At 55.1% G+C, this 19,004-nt stretch carries 17 protein-coding genes; 4 read left to right on the top strand and 13 right to left on the bottom strand.

Translation table 11 applies throughout. From position 1 onward, the window contains the following. Nucleotides 1-46 precede the first annotated feature (46 nt). The 5 genes from pepT to lolC form a co-directional block, all read right to left on the bottom strand. A complete protein-coding gene (gene pepT / locus QMZ30_RS12330; RefSeq protein ID WP_283227605.1) occupies nucleotides 47-1,273 on the bottom strand; it encodes a peptidase T in 1,227 nt (408 codons plus the stop codon). Nucleotides 1,274-1,391: 118 nt separating this feature from the next. Beyond that, the gene (cobB, locus tag QMZ30_RS12325; RefSeq protein ID WP_039330656.1) at nucleotides 1,392-2,225 is read right to left on the bottom strand and encodes a Sir2 family NAD+-dependent deacetylase; all 834 of its coding nucleotides are present in this window, start codon (nucleotides 2,223-2,225) and stop codon (nucleotides 1,392-1,394) included. Between the two features lie 148 nt (nucleotides 2,226-2,373). Next, nucleotides 2,374-3,618 carry a lipoprotein-releasing ABC transporter permease subunit LolE gene (lolE, locus tag QMZ30_RS12320; protein WP_283227604.1) on the bottom strand — a complete coding sequence of 415 codons (1,245 nt, stop codon included), beginning with the start codon at nucleotides 3,616-3,618 and terminating at the stop codon, nucleotides 2,374-2,376. Then, the gene (gene lolD, locus QMZ30_RS12315; protein WP_039330660.1) at nucleotides 3,618-4,319 is read right to left on the bottom strand and encodes a lipoprotein-releasing ABC transporter ATP-binding protein LolD; all 702 of its coding nucleotides are present in this window, start codon (nucleotides 4,317-4,319) and stop codon (nucleotides 3,618-3,620) included. The genes lolE and lolD overlap by 1 nt, the downstream gene beginning before the upstream one ends. Beyond that, a complete protein-coding gene (gene lolC / locus QMZ30_RS12310) occupies nucleotides 4,312-5,511 on the bottom strand; it encodes a lipoprotein-releasing ABC transporter permease subunit LolC (protein ID WP_283227603.1) in 1,200 nt (399 codons plus the stop codon). The genes lolD and lolC overlap by 8 nt, the downstream gene beginning before the upstream one ends. Before the next feature lie 393 nt (nucleotides 5,512-5,904). Here lolC and QMZ30_RS12305 point away from each other — a divergent pair, with 393 nt between their 5' ends. Beyond that, nucleotides 5,905-6,114: a hypothetical protein gene (locus tag QMZ30_RS12305; RefSeq protein ID WP_039330664.1), complete on the top strand. Its 210-nt coding sequence runs from the start codon at nucleotides 5,905-5,907 to the stop codon at nucleotides 6,112-6,114. Between the two features lie 131 nt (nucleotides 6,115-6,245). After that, complete coding sequence (gene mfd / locus QMZ30_RS12300; RefSeq protein WP_283227602.1) at nucleotides 6,246-9,689, top strand: transcription-repair coupling factor; 3,444 nt, start codon at nucleotides 6,246-6,248, stop codon at nucleotides 9,687-9,689. Nucleotides 9,690-9,754: 65 nt separating this feature from the next. On the opposite strand, the gene QMZ30_RS12295 is transcribed toward mfd, so the two are convergent. From QMZ30_RS12295 to hinT, 8 genes are all read right to left on the bottom strand, one after another. Continuing rightward, nucleotides 9,755-10,297, bottom strand: coding sequence for a glycine zipper 2TM domain-containing protein (locus QMZ30_RS12295; protein WP_034822117.1), 543 nt, complete (start codon nucleotides 10,295-10,297; stop codon nucleotides 9,755-9,757). Between the two features lie 295 nt (nucleotides 10,298-10,592). Next, nucleotides 10,593-11,897 (bottom strand): NAD(P)/FAD-dependent oxidoreductase, encoded by a 1,305-nt coding sequence (locus tag QMZ30_RS12290; RefSeq protein WP_153011455.1) that lies wholly within the window; start codon nucleotides 11,895-11,897, stop codon nucleotides 10,593-10,595. 212 nt (nucleotides 11,898-12,109) lie between these two features. Then, nucleotides 12,110-12,652 (bottom strand): alpha/beta hydrolase YcfP, encoded by a 543-nt coding sequence (gene ycfP / locus QMZ30_RS12285; RefSeq protein WP_283227601.1) that lies wholly within the window; start codon nucleotides 12,650-12,652, stop codon nucleotides 12,110-12,112. 39 nt (nucleotides 12,653-12,691) lie between these two features. Then, nucleotides 12,692-13,735, bottom strand: coding sequence for a beta-N-acetylhexosaminidase (nagZ, locus tag QMZ30_RS12280; protein ID WP_039333699.1), 1,044 nt, complete (start codon nucleotides 13,733-13,735; stop codon nucleotides 12,692-12,694). A gap of 15 nt (nucleotides 13,736-13,750) precedes the next feature. Next, nucleotides 13,751-14,566 carry a thiamine kinase gene (thiK, locus tag QMZ30_RS12275; RefSeq protein WP_283227774.1) on the bottom strand — a complete coding sequence of 272 codons (816 nt, stop codon included), beginning with the start codon at nucleotides 14,564-14,566 and terminating at the stop codon, nucleotides 13,751-13,753. Continuing rightward, nucleotides 14,553-15,149 (bottom strand): penicillin-binding protein activator LpoB, encoded by a 597-nt coding sequence (lpoB, locus tag QMZ30_RS12270; RefSeq protein ID WP_283227600.1) that lies wholly within the window; start codon nucleotides 15,147-15,149, stop codon nucleotides 14,553-14,555. The genes thiK and lpoB overlap by 14 nt, the downstream gene beginning before the upstream one ends. Before the next feature lie 10 nt (nucleotides 15,150-15,159). After that, a complete protein-coding gene (locus QMZ30_RS12265) occupies nucleotides 15,160-15,525 on the bottom strand; it encodes a YcfL family putative periplasmic lipoprotein (RefSeq protein ID WP_058973014.1) in 366 nt (121 codons plus the stop codon). An 18-nt stretch (nucleotides 15,526-15,543) separates the two neighbouring features. Then, nucleotides 15,544-15,894 (bottom strand): purine nucleoside phosphoramidase, encoded by a 351-nt coding sequence (hinT, locus tag QMZ30_RS12260; protein ID WP_283227599.1) that lies wholly within the window; start codon nucleotides 15,892-15,894, stop codon nucleotides 15,544-15,546. Nucleotides 15,895-16,252: 358 nt separating this feature from the next. Here hinT and QMZ30_RS12255 point away from each other — a divergent pair, with 358 nt between their 5' ends. Both QMZ30_RS12255 and bglB read left to right on the top strand, forming a co-directional pair. Beyond that, nucleotides 16,253-17,857, top strand: a complete 1,605-nt coding sequence (locus tag QMZ30_RS12255) for an MFS transporter (RefSeq protein ID WP_283227598.1) — start codon at nucleotides 16,253-16,255, stop codon at nucleotides 17,855-17,857. Beyond that, nucleotides 17,854-18,993, top strand: coding sequence for a beta-galactosidase BglB (bglB, locus tag QMZ30_RS12250; protein WP_283227597.1), 1,140 nt, complete (start codon nucleotides 17,854-17,856; stop codon nucleotides 18,991-18,993). The genes QMZ30_RS12255 and bglB overlap by 4 nt, the downstream gene beginning before the upstream one ends. Nucleotides 18,994-19,004 lie beyond the last annotated feature (11 nt).

The following is a 19,004-nucleotide window of genomic DNA, read 5'->3' as shown; positions in this document are numbered from 1 at the left end:
ACAGAACGTGCTGATAAAAAGGCCCGCTGCGCGGGCCTTTTTATGGCTATTTCTTTTCCGCTGCCAGCGCTGACAAGCGCACGATCACGTCTACTGCTTGCGACATCACATTCAGTGATGCGAACTCGTGTTTACCGTGATAGTTATATCCGCCAGTGAACAGATTCGGGCACGGCAGTCCTTTCCATGACAGCGCTGAACCATCGGTTCCCCCGCGAATCGGCTTCACCACTGGCTCGATGCCGCAATCACGAATCGCCTGTAGTGCCAGCTCAATGATTTGCGGATGCGGTTCGACTTTCTCGCGCATGTTGCGATAGCTGTCGCTGATTTCCACTTTAACGCCGCACTCATTCGGCAAACCTTTACTGATACGCTGCCCGATTTCTTCCATCATTCTTTTGCGCTGCTCATAGCTGTCGGCGTCAAAATCACGGATCAGATACATCAACTCAGCGTGTTCCACCGTTCCCTTGATGGTGTGCAGGTGGAAAAAGCCTTCGTAGCCATCGGTGAACTGCGGTTTTTCTTTAGCAGGCAATTCCGCATGGAAACGCATCGCCAGGTCCAGAGAGTTGACCATCACGTTTTTCGCGCTGCCGGGATGCACATTGTTGCCGGTGATTTTCACCATCACGGTGGCGGCATTGAAATTTTCAAACTCAAATTCGCCGAGATCACTGCCATCCACAGTGTAAGCCCAATCGGCGGCAAAACCTTCCACATCAAAATGTGAGGTTCCACGGCCAATTTCTTCATCGGGGGTGAACGCCACGCGGATCGCGCCGTGGGGAATATCCCCTTTTGCCAGACGCGCCATGGCCGTCATGATTTCAGCGATGCCGGCTTTGTCATCCGCCCCAAGCAATGTCTTGCCATCGGTGGTAATCAGCGTATGACCAATCAGCTTATGCAGGATGGGGAACATCACCGGTGATAAAATCTCATCGCCATTGCCCAGCGCAATATCACCACCACGGTAATTTTCGATAATCTGCGGATTGACGTTTTTAGCGGTAAAGTCCGGTGAGGTATCCATATGCGAGATAAAACCAATCACCGGGGTCGGCCAGTCTACGTTGGCGGGCAAGGTGCCCATCACGCAACAATGATCGCTCAGGGAGACATCGACGAATCCCAGTGCAATCAGCTCTTCCTGTAACTGACGCGCCAGCGTCCACTGCCCTTCACTGCTGGGTACCTGTCGCGCCTGCGGTTTTGACTGGGTTTCTACTGCCACATAACTGAGAAAACGCTCAAGTAATTGATCCATTTGTCATCCCTCTAAAGAACCTGCGTTATTATCATGGCGCTTGAAGCCCGCCATGTTGCGTCAAATCATTATCCCTTAGGTTAGCGTTCTCAGCGCGAATTGCTTAACCGGATACAGCCTACTTATAAAGTCCGCGTAAAAAGGTATGCACAAACTCCGGCACCACTTCGCTGGCCAAGCCGTAGTGGCTTTCCGCGAACTCATTGCCGACCTGGCTCGGTTCCAGATTGAGTTCAACGGTGTGAGCACCTTGCAATTTTGCTTCATGCACAAATCCGGCCGCCGGATAGACATGGCCAGAGGTGCCAATCGCGATAAACAGATTCGCTTTCTCAATTGCCTGATAAATCTCTTCCATGCCCAACGGCATTTCACCAAACCACACCACATGCGGGCGCAGTCTCGCCGGAAACTGGCAACAGGTGCAGCGATCGTCTGGCGTCACATCTTCAGTCCAGTCCAACACCTGACCGCTGCTCTCACAGCGCACTTTCAGTAGCTCGCCATGCATATGCAGCACGCGTTGGCTACCTGCACGCTCGTGCAGGTTGTCGATGTTTTGCGTCACCAGCAGGAAGTTATCACCTAGCACCTGCTCCATCTCTGCCAGCGCTTTGTGAGCGGCATTCGGCTGGATCTCTGGTAGCTGCAATTGACGGCGGCGCGAATTGTAAAACCCTTGCACCAAGGCCGGATCGCGATGAAACCCTTCCGGCGTCGCCACATCTTCCACCCGATGCTCTTCCCACAGCCCGTCAGCGGCACGGAAAGTACGAATTCCGGATTCGGCAGAGATGCCCGCTCCCGTTAGCACCACCACGCGCGGTTGCGGATGCGCAGCCAGTTCAGCTTTGCGATCGCGTTCAAAGATGCGCTGGCGAAAGCGCTGGTGCACTTTGCGGCGGTTTTTCTTGTCGCGGGCGAGTCGTAGGCGTCGGCGCGGTATGCGCATAAAGGCTCCTTAATCTGCGGCGATTAACGCCGCACGTCGGGTGTTTTGTTCGGGTTAATGGTTCCCGATAATAGCGGCTACGCATGACGGCTGCATGCCACTGATGCTGAAAATGTGCGCAGCCGCGAGGGCGGCTGCGTTTATCGCTTTACTGACCGCTGAGTACGCGTGCAGGATCGATACGGCTGGCACGTCGCGCCGGATACCAACTGGCAATCAAACTGAGCACAATCGCCGTCACCAGCACTGAAATCACGTCAAGCCAGTGCAGTTCAGAGGGCAGGAAATCAATGAAGTAGATATCCCCGGCCAGTAACTGGTGTCCGGTCAGATGCTCCAGGCCTCGGATTATCGGCGTAAGGTTAAGTGCCACCAGCACCCCAACCACCACACCGCTGATGCTGCCGAGCAGTCCAGCCAGTAAGCCATACCAGATAAAGATAGCGCGGATCAGCCCATCTTTAGCACCCAGGGTACGCAGCACCGCAATATCACTGCTCTTATCTTTGACTGCCATCACCAGCGTCGAGACGATGTTGAAACAGGCCACACCAATCACCAGCACCATCGCCAGATACATGATGGCGCGAATCATCTGGATATCGCGGTACATGTAGCCATAAGTGCCGATCCAGCTTTTGATGTAGACATAAGAGTGCGTTACTTCACCGGCATCACGCACCAGTTTCTGCGCCTGGAACGGATCGCTCATCTTCAGCGCAATTCCGCTGACACTGTCGCCCATGTCCAGATACTTCTGCGCATCAACCAAGGGGACCAGTGCCAGGCTGTGATCGAGCATGCCGCTGAGCTGGAGAATGCCTGAAACCTGCAAGCGAATACGCTTCGGCTGCAGCAATTTGTTCTCACCATCGTTGTTAGGGATCATGATGGTGATCCAGTCGCCCTGCTTCACGTTCAGCGATTTCGCAATGCCGCCACCGAGAATGATCTGCTGTTTACCCGCGGCGAACTGTTGCCAGGCATCACCGTCTACAAAGCTCGGCAGTGCACTGAGGCGCGACTCCTGCTGCGGATCAACGCCCTTCACCTGCAGCGCCTGCATCTTCGCCCCGCTTTCGATCAAACCGGTGAAGTTGACGTACGGTGCCGCCGCCACAATGCCAGGGACTTTTTCAATCGGCGCGATCATCGGCTGCCAGTTGCGGAATGGCTGATTCACGGGCTCAATCTCCCCGTGCGGTACCACAGCCAGGATGCGTTTGTTCAGTTCGCGTTCGAAACCGTTCATGGCACTCAGGCCAATGATCAATACCGCCACGCCTAATGCGATGCCAATGGTGGAGATGATGGAGATCAGCGAGACCATGCCACCACGTCGCCGACCGCGGCTAAACCGCAGTCCGAGCAACAGGGATAATGATGAAGCCATTAGATCGCTCCCAACGTCAGTTGGTCGTTCAACTGACCGTCACGCATCTCCATCTGGCGGCTGAGACGCTTAGCCAGGTTGAGATCGTGCGTCACCACTAAAAATGCCGTGCCCTGCTGAACGTTGAGTTCGCCAAGCAGTTCAAAAATCGCATCCGCATTGCGCGCATCGAGGTTACCTGTCGGTTCATCGGCCATCACCAGACGCGGACGATTCACCAGCGCACGTGCAATCGCCACACGCTGACGTTCCCCGCCTGAAAGTTCAGAAGGACGGTGCGCGGCACGTTTTTCCAGCCCCACTGCCGCCAGCATTTCACGCGCGCGTGAGGCGGCTTCATCTTTACCGGTTTTGCCGATCAGCAGTGGCATCGCCACATTTTCCAGCGCGCTGAAATCAGGCAGCAGATGATGGAACTGATAAATAAAGCCCAGCTCGCGGTTGCGCAGTTCAGCTTTGGCAGAAGATGACATGGCGTTCAGTGACTTGCCATCGAACACCACATCACCTGAGGTTGGCGCATCCAGGCCACCCAGCAGATGCAGTAAGGTACTTTTACCCGAACCCGAACTGCCAACGATGGCGGTCAGTTCACCTGGCTGCAGGCTAAAAGCCACATTGCGCAGCACATCGGTCTGCACGCTGCCTTCCTGATAGCGTTTGCACAGGTCACGACACTGCAACAAAGGGGTATTACTCATAACGTAAAGCCTCAGCGGGTTGTACGGCGGCAGCGCGCCATGACGGATAAAGGGTAGAGAGCAGCGCCACGATCATAGAGACCAACGCAATGGTCACCACCTGCCAGACATTGATGTCCACCGGCAGCGCGGCGCCATCCAGGAACAGGCCAATGACCGGCATTAAATTGTTAAGCTGGCTGGCGAGCAACACGCCCAGCAGCGTGCCGAGTAAGGTACCGATAATGCCCGCACTGGCACCCTGCACCATAAACACTGCCACAATCTGCCGGCGGGTTAAGCCTTGGGTTTGCAGAATCGCCACTTCGCCCTGCTTTTCCATGATCAACAGACCGAGCGAGGTGATGATATTAAACGCCGCCACCGCGATGATCAGACTCAGCAGCAACCCCATCATGTTCTTCTCCATGCGTACTGCCTGGAAAAGATCACCCTTACGCTCGCGCCAGTCTTTCATTATTAGCCCATCGGGCAAATGCTGTTCACTGAACGCATCAATGTTCAGCGGCTTTTCCAGCCATAAACGCCAGCCCGTAATGTTACCCAGCGGATAGCGCATCACGCGTGAGGCGTCCTGCTGGTTAACCAGAATCTGGTAGCCATCCACCTCACTGTTGGCCGCATACGTCCCGGCAACGGTAAAGATTCGCTGGCTTGGCAGACGCCCTACTGGCGTGAACTGACTGACTGAAGGCACCATCAACCGCAACTGGTCGCCGCGTTTCACCGCCAGCTGCGACGCCAGTTGTTCACCGATGATGACGTTATATTGGCCGGGTTGCAGCACGCTCTGCTGGGTATTGACGAGGTACGGCGTCAGCGGGTCCTGTTCGTCAGGGTTGATGCCCAGCATCACGCCGACAGAAACATTGCGCGCACTTTGCAACACCACATCCGCGGTAGTGAGCGGCGCCATGCGCGTCACACCTTGCAACTTAAGGTCCTGCGCAGGGATCTGCTGCGGATTGATGCTGCCTTTATCGCTGGTCACCAGCGCTTGCGGCATCAGGCCGAGGATATTGCCCTCCAGCTCACGCTCGAAGCCGTTCATCACTGACAATACCGTGACCAGCGCCAGCACGCCGAGCGTGATGCCGATGGTTGAAAGCCAGGAGACAAAGCGACCAAAGCGGTCTGAGGCACGTCCACGCATGTAGCGCAAACCGATGAATAACGCGACTGGTTGATACATGAGATCCGTCTTGGCAGTTGCCTGAAAATAAGTAGTGGGATGATAAAGGAGCCGTCTGCTTTATGAAACCTCTAACCCTCTGAGTCTGCGGCAAAGTTACGTCTAAATACGTCACGATCTGCGTCAATGCATAAAATTGCGACAAAATAATGATACTTATTGTGCGTTTATTAGACACGCTCTGCGGTAGACTTTCTTATGCAGCACATATTTTAATCCGGCAACGCATTAAGCCTTTTTAATAGGCACCGCAGTCAGCCCAAAATAATTCTCGCTGTGGCAAGGCGGCAAGCCTGTGAATCCCCAGGAGCTTACTGAAGTAAGTGACTGGGGTTCGCAGGCGCAGCCAACGCCGCCACAGCGCGAAGTATGAAGGGCGAGGAGGATCACCCCATGTTCAGATTTCCGAAGGGCAGTATCGTTAAGCATAAATCGGGAGAAATTAAAGGCGAGATCGTCAACGTCTTTGAACAGGGAGATGCGCCAACCGGCTATTACGTGAAGTGGGACGACGGCAATCACAGCTACCATCTGGAGAAAGAGCTGTCATGGGCCAATATTGATCGTCCGCGCATGCACTATACACAGCAATCCAGTAAGTAACTGGGGTTCGCAGGCGCCGCCACAGCGCGAAGTATGAAGGGCAATGAGAAATAGCACCGCGACAGATGATCCTTAAGGCGGATTGTGGAATGATGACGCCCTGGAATCCAAGGAGAGAATGTCGAGTCCTTATGTCGGAACAGCGTCGTTATACCCTGCCTGCGAAAGCGGGCGATCATCGTCAGCTCGGCGAACTGATTGGCGCCGCGCAAGCGGTGGAGTGCGCCAGCATCACTGAACGTCATCCCGGTCCGGTGTTGATGATTACCCCGGATATGCAGTCTGCCCTGCGTTTGCAGGAGGAGATTCGCCAGTTCACCGATCTGCCGGTCACTAACCTCGCCGACTGGGAAACGCTGCCCTATGACAGCTTTTCCCCGCACCAGGACATTATCTCTGCGCGTCTCTCCACCTTATACCAACTGCCCAATTTAACGCGCGGCATGCTGATTATGCCGGTTAACACGCTGATGCAGCGCGTTTGCCCGCACAGCTTCCTGCACGGCCATGCTCTGGTGATGAAACAGGGGCAAAAACTGTCGCGCGATGCACTGCGTGACCAACTGGAGCAAGCGGGTTACCGCCATGTCGATCAGGTGATGGAACACGGTGAATATGCCACCCGTGGTGCGCTGCTGGACCTCTATCCGATGGGCAGCGACCAGCCTTATCGTATTGATTTCTTTGATGACGAAATCGATAGTCTGCGTCTGTTTGACGTTGACAGCCAGCGCACGCTGGAAGCGGTTGATGCCATCAATTTACTGCCCGCCCATGAATTTCCGACCGATAAAACCGCCATCGAGCTGTTTCGCACCCGCTGGCGCGAAATTTTTGATGTGCGCCGCGAGCCGGAACACGTCTATCAACAGGTGAGCAAAGGCACCTTGCCTGCGGGCATCGAATACTGGCAGCCGCTGTTCTTTGAGCAGGAACTGCCCACGCTGTTTAGCTATCTACCCGCTAACACGCTGGTGCTAAACAGCGGCGATCTGCACGGCAGCGCCGATCGTTTCTGGCAAGATGCCAATGCCCGTTATGAAAATCGTCGTATCGATCCGATGCGTCCGCTGCTGGAACCTTCCAGCCTGTGGCTGCGCCCGGACGCCTTGCTCGGTGAACTGAAAGCCTGGCCGCGTATGCAGTTAAGCAATGAGACGCTGCCAGAGAAAGCAGCCAACACCAACCTGGGCTATCAGCCGCTGCCCGAACTGGCGGTGCAAGCACAGGCCAAAGCCCCGCTTGATCTTCTGCGCCAGTTTATCGAGCAGTTCGATGGGCAGATTATCTTCTCAGTGGAGAGCGAAGGACGCCGTGAAAGCCTGCAAGAGCTGCTGGCACGTATCAAGCTTCGCCCACAGCCGATCGAGCACTTTGATCAGGCGAGTCAACACCCCCACAGTTTGATGATCGGTGCCAGCGAGCGCGGCTTTATCGACAGCACCCGCCATCGTGCACTGATTTGCGAAAGTGATTTACTGGGTGAACGCGTCAGTCGCCGCCGCCAGGATAATCGTCGCACCATCAACCCTGATGTGCTGATCCGTAACCTCGCTGAGCTGCATCCCGGCCAGCCGGTGGTGCATCTGGAACATGGCGTGGGACGTTATATCGGCCTGACCACGCTGGAAGCCGGCGGCATTGTTGCCGAATACCTGATGCTCTCCTATGCGGGTGATGCCAAGCTCTACGTGCCGGTTTCCTCTCTGCACCTGATTAGCCGTTACGCGGGCGGTGCGGATGAAAATGCCCCCTTACACAAACTCGGCAGTGATGCCTGGTCACGCGCACGACAGAAAGCCGCCGAGAAAGTGCGTGATGTCGCGGCGGAACTGTTGGATATCTACGCCCAGCGCGCCGCCAAAACCGGCTTCGCCTTCAAGCATGACCGCGATCAGTATCAGCTGTTCTGCGAAGGTTTCCCGTTTGAAACCACACCGGATCAAGGCCAGGCCATCAATGCCGTGCTGAGTGATATGTGCCAGCCGCTGGCGATGGATCGTCTGGTGTGCGGTGACGTAGGTTTTGGTAAAACCGAAGTGGCAATGCGTGCCGCTTTCCTCGCCGTTGAGAATGCCAAACAAATCGCGGTGCTGGTGCCAACCACCCTGCTGGCGCAGCAGCACTACGATAACTTCCGCGATCGTTTTGCCAACTGGCCGGTACGCATCGAAATGCTTTCGCGCTTCCGTAGCGCCAAAGAGCAGAGCCAGGTGCTTGAGCAGGCGCGCGAAGGCAAAGTGGATATTTTGATCGGCACACATAAGTTGCTGTCCAGCGATCTGAAATGGCACGACCTTGGTCTGCTGATTGTCGATGAGGAGCACCGCTTTGGGGTGCGACACAAAGAGCGGATTAAAGCGATGCGTGCCGATGTAGACATTCTGACGCTCACCGCCACGCCGATTCCACGTACCCTGAATATGGCGATGAGCGGTATGCGCGATCTGTCGATTATCGCCACCCCGCCAGCCCGCCGACTGGCGGTGAAAACCTTTGTCCGCGAATACGATAGTTTGGTGGTGCGTGAAGCGATCCTGCGTGAGATTTTACGCGGCGGTCAGGTTTACTACCTGTATAACGATGTCGAGAACATCGAAAAAGCCGCGCAGCGCCTGGCGGATCTGGTACCGGAAGCACGTATTGCCATTGGTCACGGCCAAATGCGCGAACGCGACCTGGAACGGGTGATGAACGATTTCCACCACCAGCGTTTTAACGTGCTGGTGTGTACTACCATCATCGAAACCGGTATCGACGTACCCAGCGCCAACACCATTATCATTGAGCGTGCCGATCACTTTGGCCTGGCGCAGTTGCATCAGTTGCGTGGCCGTGTGGGGCGTTCGCACCATCAGGCCTACGCCTGGTTACTCACGCCGCATCCTAAAGCGATGACCACCGATGCGCAGAAACGTCTGGAGGCCATCGCCTCGCTGGAAGATTTGGGTGCGGGCTTTGCGCTGGCAACACACGATCTGGAGATCCGCGGTGCCGGTGAATTGCTGGGTGAAGATCAAAGCGGCCAGATGGAAACCATTGGCTTCACGCTGTACATGGAACTGCTGGAGAACGCCGTGGATGCGCTAAAAGCCGGGCGTGAACCTTCACTTGAAGATCTCACCAGCAATCAGACGGAAATCGAACTGCGCATGCCCGCTCTGCTGCCAGATGATTTTATCCCGGATGTGAATACACGTTTGTCACTGTATAAGCGCGTGGCTTCGGCCAGCGATGCGCAAGAGTTGGCGGAACTGAAAGTGGAGATGATTGACCGATTTGGTAAGTTGCCTGATGCGGCGCGAAATCTGCTGGATGTCGCAGGGCTGCGCCTGGAGGCGCGTGAGCTGGGCATCCGCAAAATTGAAGCCAGTGAAAAAGGTGGCTTCTTCGAGTTCGCACCACAGAACCATGTCGATCCAGGCTGGCTGATCGGCCTGCTGCAAAAAGATCCCAGGCAGTGGAAGCTGGATGGCCCAACCCGCTTGAAGTTCACGCGTGATTTAGAAGAACGCAAAGTGCGCATGGAGTGGGTACAGAGCTTTATTGGCGAGTTGGCGAAGAACCGGGTTTAGTGTGATAAAAAAAGCGCCTTACGGCGCTTTTTTCGTTACTGCTGCTGTGACGTGTCTTTGCCCAATTAGGCCTGATTCGAATTCAGGATCAGCTGACCATTACGGTCGAGCGGAATGCGGGTGCCAGGGTCATTTTCCATGCGGATTTTGCCCTGCTGGTCGCCTATTTTATAGGTCACATCATAACCCAGCATTTTTTCCTGTTTGTCGTAGACGGTTTTGCAACGCTGCTCATTGGTGGTGTAAGTGTCACGATCCTGCAATGCACCCTGCACCTGATTACCACCGTAACCGCCTGCCAACGCGCCCGCTACCGTCGCGACATCGCGCCCACGACCGCCACCGAACTGGTGACCGAGCACACCGCCCGCCACGGCACCCAGTACCGAACCGGCGATGCGGTTCTCATCCTGTACCGGACGACGATGCGTTAACGTCACATTGCGACACTCCTGTCGCGGTTGTTTAATGCTCTCTTTGATCGGCGTTGCCGAGAGAACCTGTGCATACTGCGGGCCACGATCAAAGACATCCATGCTGGCGACGGCGGCCACACCTAATGCGGCTGCCACACCGATACCGATACCCGCTAACATTGATTTATTCACAGGAATGTCCTCCTGAAGGTTGTTACCGCGCAATCCTGCCGCTACCCAATCCTGAGTAGCCGAGGCATAAACGGCGTGCGCGCCGCGCCGTGTTTGTGGATATAAGTTTTACAGATGGTCCGTAATTGCAACATCAGATTAATGGAGGAAACGAGGCGGAAACCGGTCAGGGCCAGTTTTTCAGAGAGTTCTGAGAGCAGGTGAAATACCGCCGTAACCTTAAGCTGAACTGTCTTTTTTCAGGGGGTTACGGCAGGAGGAAAGCGTGAGGCGGTATTGCACCGCCCCGAAATCATTAGTGTAGCTTGAGGCGCGGACGCAGTACGCGGTTCAGGCTACCCACCAGCATCATCAGGCCGGTTTTGAAATATCCATGGAGCGCAATCTGGTGCATACGATATAGAGAGATGTAGACAAAACGCGCAATGCGCCCTTCTACCATCATCGAACCGCGCATCAGGTTACCCATCAGGCTGCCAACGGTACTGAAGCGGGACAGCGACACCAGTGAACCGTGATCTTTATAGACATAGGCTTTCAGCGCGTTGCCTTTACGCTGCGCCAGGATGTTCTCCAGCGCGCGTGAAGCCATCTGGTGCGCAGACTGCGCGCGCGGCGGAACAAAACCGCCAGCTGGCAGTGCGCAGGACGCACAATCACCGATCGCGTAGATATCATCGTCCAGCGTGGTTTGCAGCGTATCCTTCACCACCAGTTGGTTGATACGGTTGGTTTCCAGCCCGCCGATGTCCTTCATAAAGTCCGGCGCTTTGATCCCTGCCGCCCACACCATCAAATCCGCGTTGATGAACTCGCCACCTTTGGTGTTCAGCCCCTCTTCGGTGGCGCTGGTGACCATGGTTTGCGTCAGCACACGCACGCCGAGCTTGGTCAGTTCCTGATGTGCCGCCGCAGAGATGCGGGGTGGCAACGCGGGCAGAATGCGCTCACCAGCTTCGACCAGCGTAACATTCAGCGCGGAGCTATCCAGACCTTTATAACCGTAGCTGTGCAATTGTTTGACGGCGTTGTACAGCTCAGCCGACAGCTCAACGCCCGTGGCACCGCCACCGACAATGGCAATATTGACCTTTTCCAGGCTGCCTTCACTGGCGGAGAAGCGCAGGAACAGGTTGAGCATTTCATTATGGAAACGACGGGCCTGATGCGGGTTATCCAAGAAGATGCAGTGATCTTTCACGCCCGGCGTACCGAAGTCATTAGACGTACTGCCCAGCGCCATCACCAGGCGGTCATAGGCCAGCTCACGCTGTGGCACCAGCAACTCACCGTTAGCATCGCGGATCTCTGCCAGTTCAATGGTTTTGGTTTCACGATTAATTTGCGTCAGCGATCCCAGCTGGAACTGGAAACCGTGGTTACGTGCGTGCGCCAGGTAACTCAGCGCATCGATACCTTCGTCCATCGAACCCGTCGCCACTTCATGTAACAACGGCTTCCACAGATGACTGTGATTGCGATCGACGAGAATAATCTCGGCTTTCTTTTTGCGGCCAAGCTTATGACCGAGCTGGGTTGCCAGCTCTAAGCCACCGGCACCACCGCCAATAATGACGATTTTTTCCATAGATGTAGTCAACAAAGACCCCCTCAAAGTTGTAAACCAATAGTTAATTAATGGTTACTAAAAACCTTAATAAACATAGGGTTGGCGACGTTAAATCGCGAGCTGAGGGCAGAATATCACGGCGCAATCGTCAGATCATAAGAAAATTGATGTACATCAATCTTTCAGCTGCATTATCAGAATGTTAAACATTCTGTGCGCCGCATCACACGGCGCGTTTTTGCTCAGACAAGGGATTTGAAGGCTTTGATCCGGTGCAAATGAGGGGAAATATTCTTGAATTTATGGCTGGCGTCTTCGTCCCAGACAATCTCATAAAACGGATGTAACAGCGCAGCACTGCGTTGATTGTCCAGCGCCTCATCATGGCGTGAAAGGATTGTCAGGCAGCGGTCACGGTTCTTTTCACGAAAATCGTTGACGCACTTAGTGGCGATATCGAGATACTCTTCCGGGCGATCGATCTTGCCTTCCATGTTCTCAAACGGGAACAGGTTGGGGTTAAACATCACCTGCCGCATGCCACAGAGAAAGCCAATACGCTCGGCCCAGTAACCGCCCAGCCCCACACCGCAAATCAACGGGTGCGCATCGCCCCCTTGCTGCAGCAGCTTGTCACTCTCTTTCAGCAAAAACTGCATGTCGTGTTTGGGGTGAAGCGTGCTGTAACTGATCAGCCTGACGTCCGGGTCAATAAACTGCAGTTGCAGCACCTTTTCATGGTTGCCCGGACTACTGGAATCAAAACCGTGCAGATAGATGATCATGATTATCCTCAGCGTGGAATGAAATCCGGGCAGCGGCGTTTATCTGCCCGACGCTTTATGCTCCAGCCAGCGATCCTGCAATGCGCTGAGCTGGTGGTGATTCTGCTTCCAGCGCTCACTGGCCAGCAGAGTCTGACGGGTATATCGCCCTTGATGGTATAACTGCGTCACTCGCTCTGCCTGGATCGGCGTCAAGTTATCCAGCACACTCACCGCGCCGGCACGTTGGTTGCACACCAGGATCATGTCGCATCCGGCATTGAGTGACTGCTGGGCGCGCTCGGCGTAGCTGCCCATCACCGCGGCGCCTTCCATTGACAAATCGTCAGAGAAAATCACCCCATTGAAACCCAGCTCCTTGCGCAATACCGTTTGCAGCCAATAGGGTGAGCCGCTGGCGGGTAAAGGATCTACCTCAGTATAGATAACGTGTGCCGGCATCACCGCATCCAGTAACTGCTCATCAATCAACTGTTTGAAGATAGCCATATCGTGCTGACGCAGCGTGGCGGCATCACGCGGATCGCGCGGGGTTTCTTTATGCGAATCAGCACTCACCGCACCGTGGCCAGGGAAGTGCTTACCGGTGGTTTTCATTCCCGCTTCGTGCATGCCATTGATAAATCGGCGTGCGATTTGCAGTGCAATTGCCGGATCTTCATGGAATGAACGGTCACCAATCGCCGCGCTAATGTGACCGATATCCAGCACCGGCGCAAAGCTGATGTCGATGTCCATCGCAATCATCTCGGCTGCCATCTGCCAACCCGCCTGCTGCGCCACTTCACCGGCGGTAGCCATATCGTGCAGGGCCGCAAAAGATTGCATGGCGGGTAACTTGGTGAAACCTTCGCGGAAACGTTGTACGCGCCCGCCTTCCTGATCGACTGCTACCACCAGACGATTGCGTGAAGCCGCACGAATCTGGCGCACCAGTTCAGCTAACTGTTCGACATCGTGAAAATTGCGGGCAAACAGAATCAGCCCGCCCACCAGCGGATGTTGCAAGATCTCGCGCTCTTCTGCATCGAGTTCATAGCCTTCGACATCCAACATCAGCGGGCCGGGGGTATTCATAGTCATGTTGACAATCCTGAGTTAAAGATGCTGCCAGCTGGATCGGGCCAGCTGCTGCAAAGTGTGATCATGGCTCTGCTCGGCGCGCAGTTGATACCAGCTCGCCATCAGCAGTTGCAGCCAGGGCTGCCAGCGGCGCATCTGATGCGCCAGCACCTGTTCGTCAAGTTGACTGTGTTGCGCATATCCGGCAATCCAGTCCGCCTCATGTTTTCCATCGACCGCGCACAGCGCGGCAAGTTCCAGCGCCACATCGCCATCGGCGGCGTACTCCCAGTCAATCAGGCGCAGGCCACCGTGCGTCGCCACCAGATTACCGGCGTGGATATCCATATGCAGCGGCGCGAGGCGTAACGGCTGCGGTTCGCCCTGTTTGATTAAGCGTTGCAGCTGGTGCTGCCAGCGCCAGTGGCGTTGCTGACACAGTTGCCAGTAGCGCTGTAGCAGTGGCGCAAGACGCAAACGATAGCCAGTCAGTGGTTGTTGATGCAGGCGATGCATCAGTGCCAGCACGGCTGGACGCTGCTGATTAAATTGCGCCGGGGTTAGCACTTCCCCAGGTAACCAGCTTTGTAAAAGCCAGGGGGCACGCCAGCTAAGTGGCGCGGGCCCTAACTGCGTATGGCGCATTTTGTGCAGTATGCGATATTCACGCTGACGATCGACAAACGGAATCGGTTGCAGCGGCACGCGGCGCGCCAGCAACTCGCCCTGATCTGTTTGCACCTGCACGCTGTTGCCACTGAGTCCCGGCAACGCGAAAAAATGACCGGCAGCTTGCGCCGTCGGCCATTGTTGCTGAAGCAGTTGTTGCAACTGGAGATCAGGGTTGTGCAATACCATTGCCTGACCAGATGATTTCACCGGTCTGCACCAGCATCAGCTGCATTTGCAGTGTCGGAGACTTCACATCGCCCTGCGCATTGCTGTAAAGCACATACTGGGCGTTGACGTTGCGCGCCAGGCCAATCGCTTTGCTGCGAGAGTTCAGGCTGTCATCCGCGGACAGGCCGAGCGCCTGCTTGGCTTGCGCCAGTTGATCGGAAGTGACCAACGTGAATTTGCCATTGTTCGCCAGTGCGCTTTGAATCGCGTCAGTGGCTTTATCACTCTGCAACGCACCGTTAGTACTGTTTTTAATGCGATCCACCAGCAGCACGCTGCCAGGATTAACGCCTGCTGACTGCACCATATTCGCCACTAACGGCTGCACGCTGGCACTCCAGTTAATGGTTTTCAGTTTCGGCGGCTGCGGCACGTTTTCCGGCGGTGGCACCGGCGGCGTTGGTGGCTGCTCGGGTTGCGTCGGGGTAGTCGGCTGGGTCGGTTCAACCGGCGCCGGGGTTTGCTGTTTCACCACACAACCGGTGAGCATCAGCGCAAATAACAGCGCGCTGGAACGTTTTACACTGCGAATCACAGGTTACTCCTCAGAGAAAGAGATACAGACGCACCTTGCTGGCGGTCAAATTACCGATTTGCGAGACAACTTCAGTGCTGCCATGCGCGGGAACGGTTTGGGTTTGTACCGGTTCTTCAGGCGTTATCTCAAGGCCTTTATCGTCATACCAGTAGAAACGATAGTGCACGGTCACCGGTGTTTCACGCTGATTATACAGCACACTTGACGCACGCTGCTGGCCGTCACGGCTTGCCAGCGTGGGCTCATCGGTGATGATACCCGCAGACAACACGGAAGACTCCATCACCAGCGATTGCGAGGTGTTGATCATCGGTTTGTTACTGCTGCAACCCGCCAGGGTCAGTAACAGCATGCCACACAGCCATTGACGCATCACAAGGTCCGCCTGAGGTTAGATGGACAGCATCGGGCCCAGCGGCTGTCCGCCAACCAGGTGCATATGGATGTGGTAAACCTCTTGGCCGCCATGACGGTTGCAGTTCATGATAAGACGGTAGCCATCTTCGGCAATCCCTTCATCTTTCGCGATTTTCGCCGCCACCGTGATCATGCGGCCCAGCGCATGCTCGTGCGCTTCTTGCACGTCATTCGCGGTGGGGATCAATACGTTAGGAATGATCAGAATATGCGTCGGCGCTTTGGGCGCGATATCGCGGAAGGCAGTGACCAGTTCGTCCTGATAAACCACGTCGGCGGGGATTTCGCGACGGATGATTTTACTGAAAATCGTTTCTTCAGCCATGGTGCATTTCCTTAAGCCTTAAGTTCAGTCCGCCAGTATGCGTGAGGAATTCTGTTTCTTACAACCTCAGTACCACTTTTCTTGCATTGAATGACTGTCTTTGCACCATTTTTTCTTTTGGCTTAACCGCTGTGCGGCACCTCGCATTTCTGCATCGCCAACCAACACAAAAATGAAACACTGTTTTATAAATTAGAGGTATCGCGTCGATTTCTTTGTGATTTTGCCACTATCCCGCCAACCCTTGCCAAATGACGAAGGTTTGCCGGGTCACAGCGCTCTACTTTCTATCCAATCCGGGCAAGCAGTACGGAGTAATGAGGGATGTGCAATCCGTCGATTTCAAGGAGAACCTGCCATGCAGTCTCGTAAGATTGGTCTGGGCCATTATCTGGCTTACGGTTCCGGGGATTTCCTCGGAGCAGGCACCACGGCGCTCACTGCCGCCTGGCTGCTCTATTTTTACACCACCTTCTGCGGACTTTCGCCGATAGAAGCCACCTTCATTTTTGCTGCCGCCCGCGTACTGGATGCGCTGGTCAGCCCCTTGATGGGCTTCCTCACCGACAACTTCGGTTCCACCTGGCTGGGTAAACGCTTTGGCCGCCGCAAATTTTTCATTCTGCTCGGCATCCCCTGCGTGTTCAGTTATAGCTTGATGTGGATTAGTGACATGAGTTTCTGGTGGTATCTGCTGACCTATCTGCTGTTTGATGTGGTCTATACCATGATTCTGGTGCCCTATGAAACGCTGGTACCGGAAATGACCGATGACTTTAAGCAGAAAACCCGATTTTCCGGTGCGCGTATTGCACTGGCACAACTCTCCTCGATTCTCGCCGCCTTTTTACCCGGCGTGCTGATTGGCTGGTTTGGCAAAGAGAACCCGGTCTCCTTCTTCTATGCCAGCCTGGTCTTCTCGGTGATCTGCGCCCTGGTGTTGACGCTGGTATGGCGTTTCACCTGGGAACGTGCACCCGAAGATTTCTCCGCTGAGTCGCGTCGGGCGGAGGAGCAAAAGTCGCAGCTGTCGTTGCTGCAAAGCCTAAAGCGCTTGTATGTCGAACTGGCCTCCACGTTGCGCATTCGCATCTTCCGCCAGCACCTTGGCATGTATCTGGGCGGCTACATTGCGCAGGACGTGTTTAATGCGGTGTTCACCTGGTACGTGGTGTTTGTGCTGATGCAGAGCGCGCAGATCGCATCAAATCTGATGGGTACCATGGCGGTACTGCAGTTTATTGCCGTGATGGCGATGATTCCGCTGTGTATCCGCATTGGACCTGCCCCGGCCTATCGCATGGTGGTGATACTGTTCGGCCTCAGCGCTCTCTCTTACGCAGGGCTTTGGTACACCGGCATGAATGATAATCTCGCGCTGCTGGTGCTGATTTCCGCCTTAGCCGGTTTGGGCCGCGGCGGCATCAACTACGTTCCGTGGAATACCTATACCTACATTGCGGATGTCGATGAAGTGATCACTGGACAGCGCCGCGAGGGGATTTTCGCCGGCATCATGACCTTGACTCGCAAAGCCTCGCAAGCCGGTGCCGTCATGATGGTGGGTATTGTGCTGCAGTTAGCCGGATTCACCTCCGGGAAAGCTGAGCAGGCCCCAGCCGTAGGCCATACCATCCTGTTCATTCTCAGCGTCGGTACGCTGTGTGTGCTGACCTGCGGCTTTATCGTGTCGTTGCGCTTCAAACTGAACCTGCACACCCACACGGTTTTACGCCAGGAAACGGTGAAGATGCGCGCGGCCGGACGTGTCGTGCCGGAACAGATTACGCCGCAGGCGCGCACCATCGTCGAAACGCTGGCGGGCATGCCGTATGAAAATTTGTGGGGTAATAACAATGTGGGCTATCTCAATCGCCACAAGACTGCTGCACCGCCGCTCCCCACGCACCGTAGCCCTTTGCAACCTCTCCCTACCCTGATTAACGATAGGAATGAACCATGACTGTATTTCCTGTAAAGCACAGCGCTTTGCTGCGCCAACCTGAATTTTTGTTACCGCGCAGCGAACTGGTACAGCTAATCCATAAACTGACCGACAATCTCGTGAATATCACCGATCACAGCGGCGAGTTTTTACTGCGACTGGATGATGGCCGCGTGATAGACACCAAAGGCTGGGCCGGTTGGGAGTGGACGCACGGTATCGGCCTGTACGGCATGCTGCACTTCACCCAGCAAACCGGCGATAAGACCACGCTGAAAATAATCGATGACTGGTTTGATACCCGGCTGGCGGAAGGGACACCCACCAAAAACGTCAATACTATGTGCCCCTTCCTGACACTGGCTTATCGCTATCAGGAGACCGGGAACGCAGCCTGGCGTCCGGTGCTGGAACGTTGGGCCGAATGGGTAATGTATGAAATGCCGCGCACCGAACAGGGTGGCTTGCAGCATATCGTTTATAACAATGAGAATACCCAACAGTTGTGGGATGACACGCTGATGATGAGCGTGATGGCGCTGGCGAAGATCGGACAGCTATTTGATCGCCCTGAATTTGTCGAGGAAGCCAGTTATCAGTTCCTGATACACACGCAATATTTGATGGATCGTCAAACCGGTCTGTGGTTCCACGGTTGGACGTTTGAGGGCCGCCACAATTTCGCCAACGCTCGCTGGGCGCGAGGAAACAGCTGGCTAACCATCGTGATCCCTGACTTCCTCGAAATGATGAACTGGCCTGAGCATCACGCCACGCGCCGTTTCCTGCAGCAGGTGCTGGCCAGCCAGGTGAAGGCATTAGCGGAATGCCAGCATAGCAGTGGGTTATGGCACACCTTGCTCGACGATCCACAAAGCTATCCAGAAGCGTCAGCGACCGCGGGATTTGCCTACGGCATTCTTAAAGCCGTGCGTAAGCGTTACTTACCCGAGGAATATCGTCCGATAGCAGAAAAGGCGCTGCGTGGCGTGATTGCCAACATTGATGAACAGGGGGAGTTGAAACAGGTGTCGTTTGGTACCGCGATGGGCAGCGATCTGGACTACTATCGTCAGGTTCCCCTGACCTCAATGCCTTATGGTCAGGCCATGGCGCTGTTGTGTCTGACGGAGTATTTGCGGGTTTATCTCTGAATGTGTTGGGG

It is taken from the genome of Pantoea sp. EA-12 (genome assembly GCF_030053355.1).
GTDB lineage: Bacteria > Pseudomonadota > Gammaproteobacteria > Enterobacterales > Enterobacteriaceae > Pantoea > Pantoea vagans_C.
This window is presented reverse-complemented; position numbering and strand designations above follow the sequence as displayed.

Bases quoted from the DNA above. Each gene is read 5' to 3' on its own strand.
- lolD (WP_039330660.1), bottom strand. From the start codon at position 4,319: ATGAGTAATACCCCTTTGTTGCAGTGTCGTGACCTGTGCAAACGCTAT.
- QMZ30_RS12255 (WP_283227598.1), top strand. From the start codon at position 16,253: ATGCAGTCTCGTAAGATTGGTCTGGGCCATTATCTGGCTTACGGTTCC.
- pepT (WP_283227605.1), bottom strand. From the start codon at position 1,273: ATGGATCAATTACTTGAGCGTTTTCTCAGTTATGTGGCAGTAGAAACC.
- hinT (WP_283227599.1), bottom strand. From the start codon at position 15,894: ATGGCTGAAGAAACGATTTTCAGTAAAATCATCCGTCGCGAAATCCCC.
- lolC (WP_283227603.1), bottom strand. From the start codon at position 5,511: ATGTATCAACCAGTCGCGTTATTCATCGGTTTGCGCTACATGCGTGGA.
- lolE (WP_283227604.1), bottom strand. From the start codon at position 3,618: ATGGCTTCATCATTATCCCTGTTGCTCGGACTGCGGTTTAGCCGCGGT.
- cobB (WP_039330656.1), bottom strand. From the start codon at position 2,225: ATGCGCATACCGCGCCGACGCCTACGACTCGCCCGCGACAAGAAAAAC.
- bglB (WP_283227597.1), top strand. From the start codon at position 17,854: ATGACTGTATTTCCTGTAAAGCACAGCGCTTTGCTGCGCCAACCTGAA.
- mfd (WP_283227602.1), top strand. From the start codon at position 6,246: ATGTCGGAACAGCGTCGTTATACCCTGCCTGCGAAAGCGGGCGATCAT.
- nagZ (WP_039333699.1), bottom strand. From the start codon at position 13,735: ATGACTATGAATACCCCCGGCCCGCTGATGTTGGATGTCGAAGGCTAT.
- ycfP (WP_283227601.1), bottom strand. From the start codon at position 12,652: ATGATCATCTATCTGCACGGTTTTGATTCCAGTAGTCCGGGCAACCAT.
- QMZ30_RS12265 (WP_058973014.1), bottom strand. From the start codon at position 15,525: ATGCGTCAATGGCTGTGTGGCATGCTGTTACTGACCCTGGCGGGTTGC.
- QMZ30_RS12305 (WP_039330664.1), top strand. From the start codon at position 5,905: ATGTTCAGATTTCCGAAGGGCAGTATCGTTAAGCATAAATCGGGAGAA.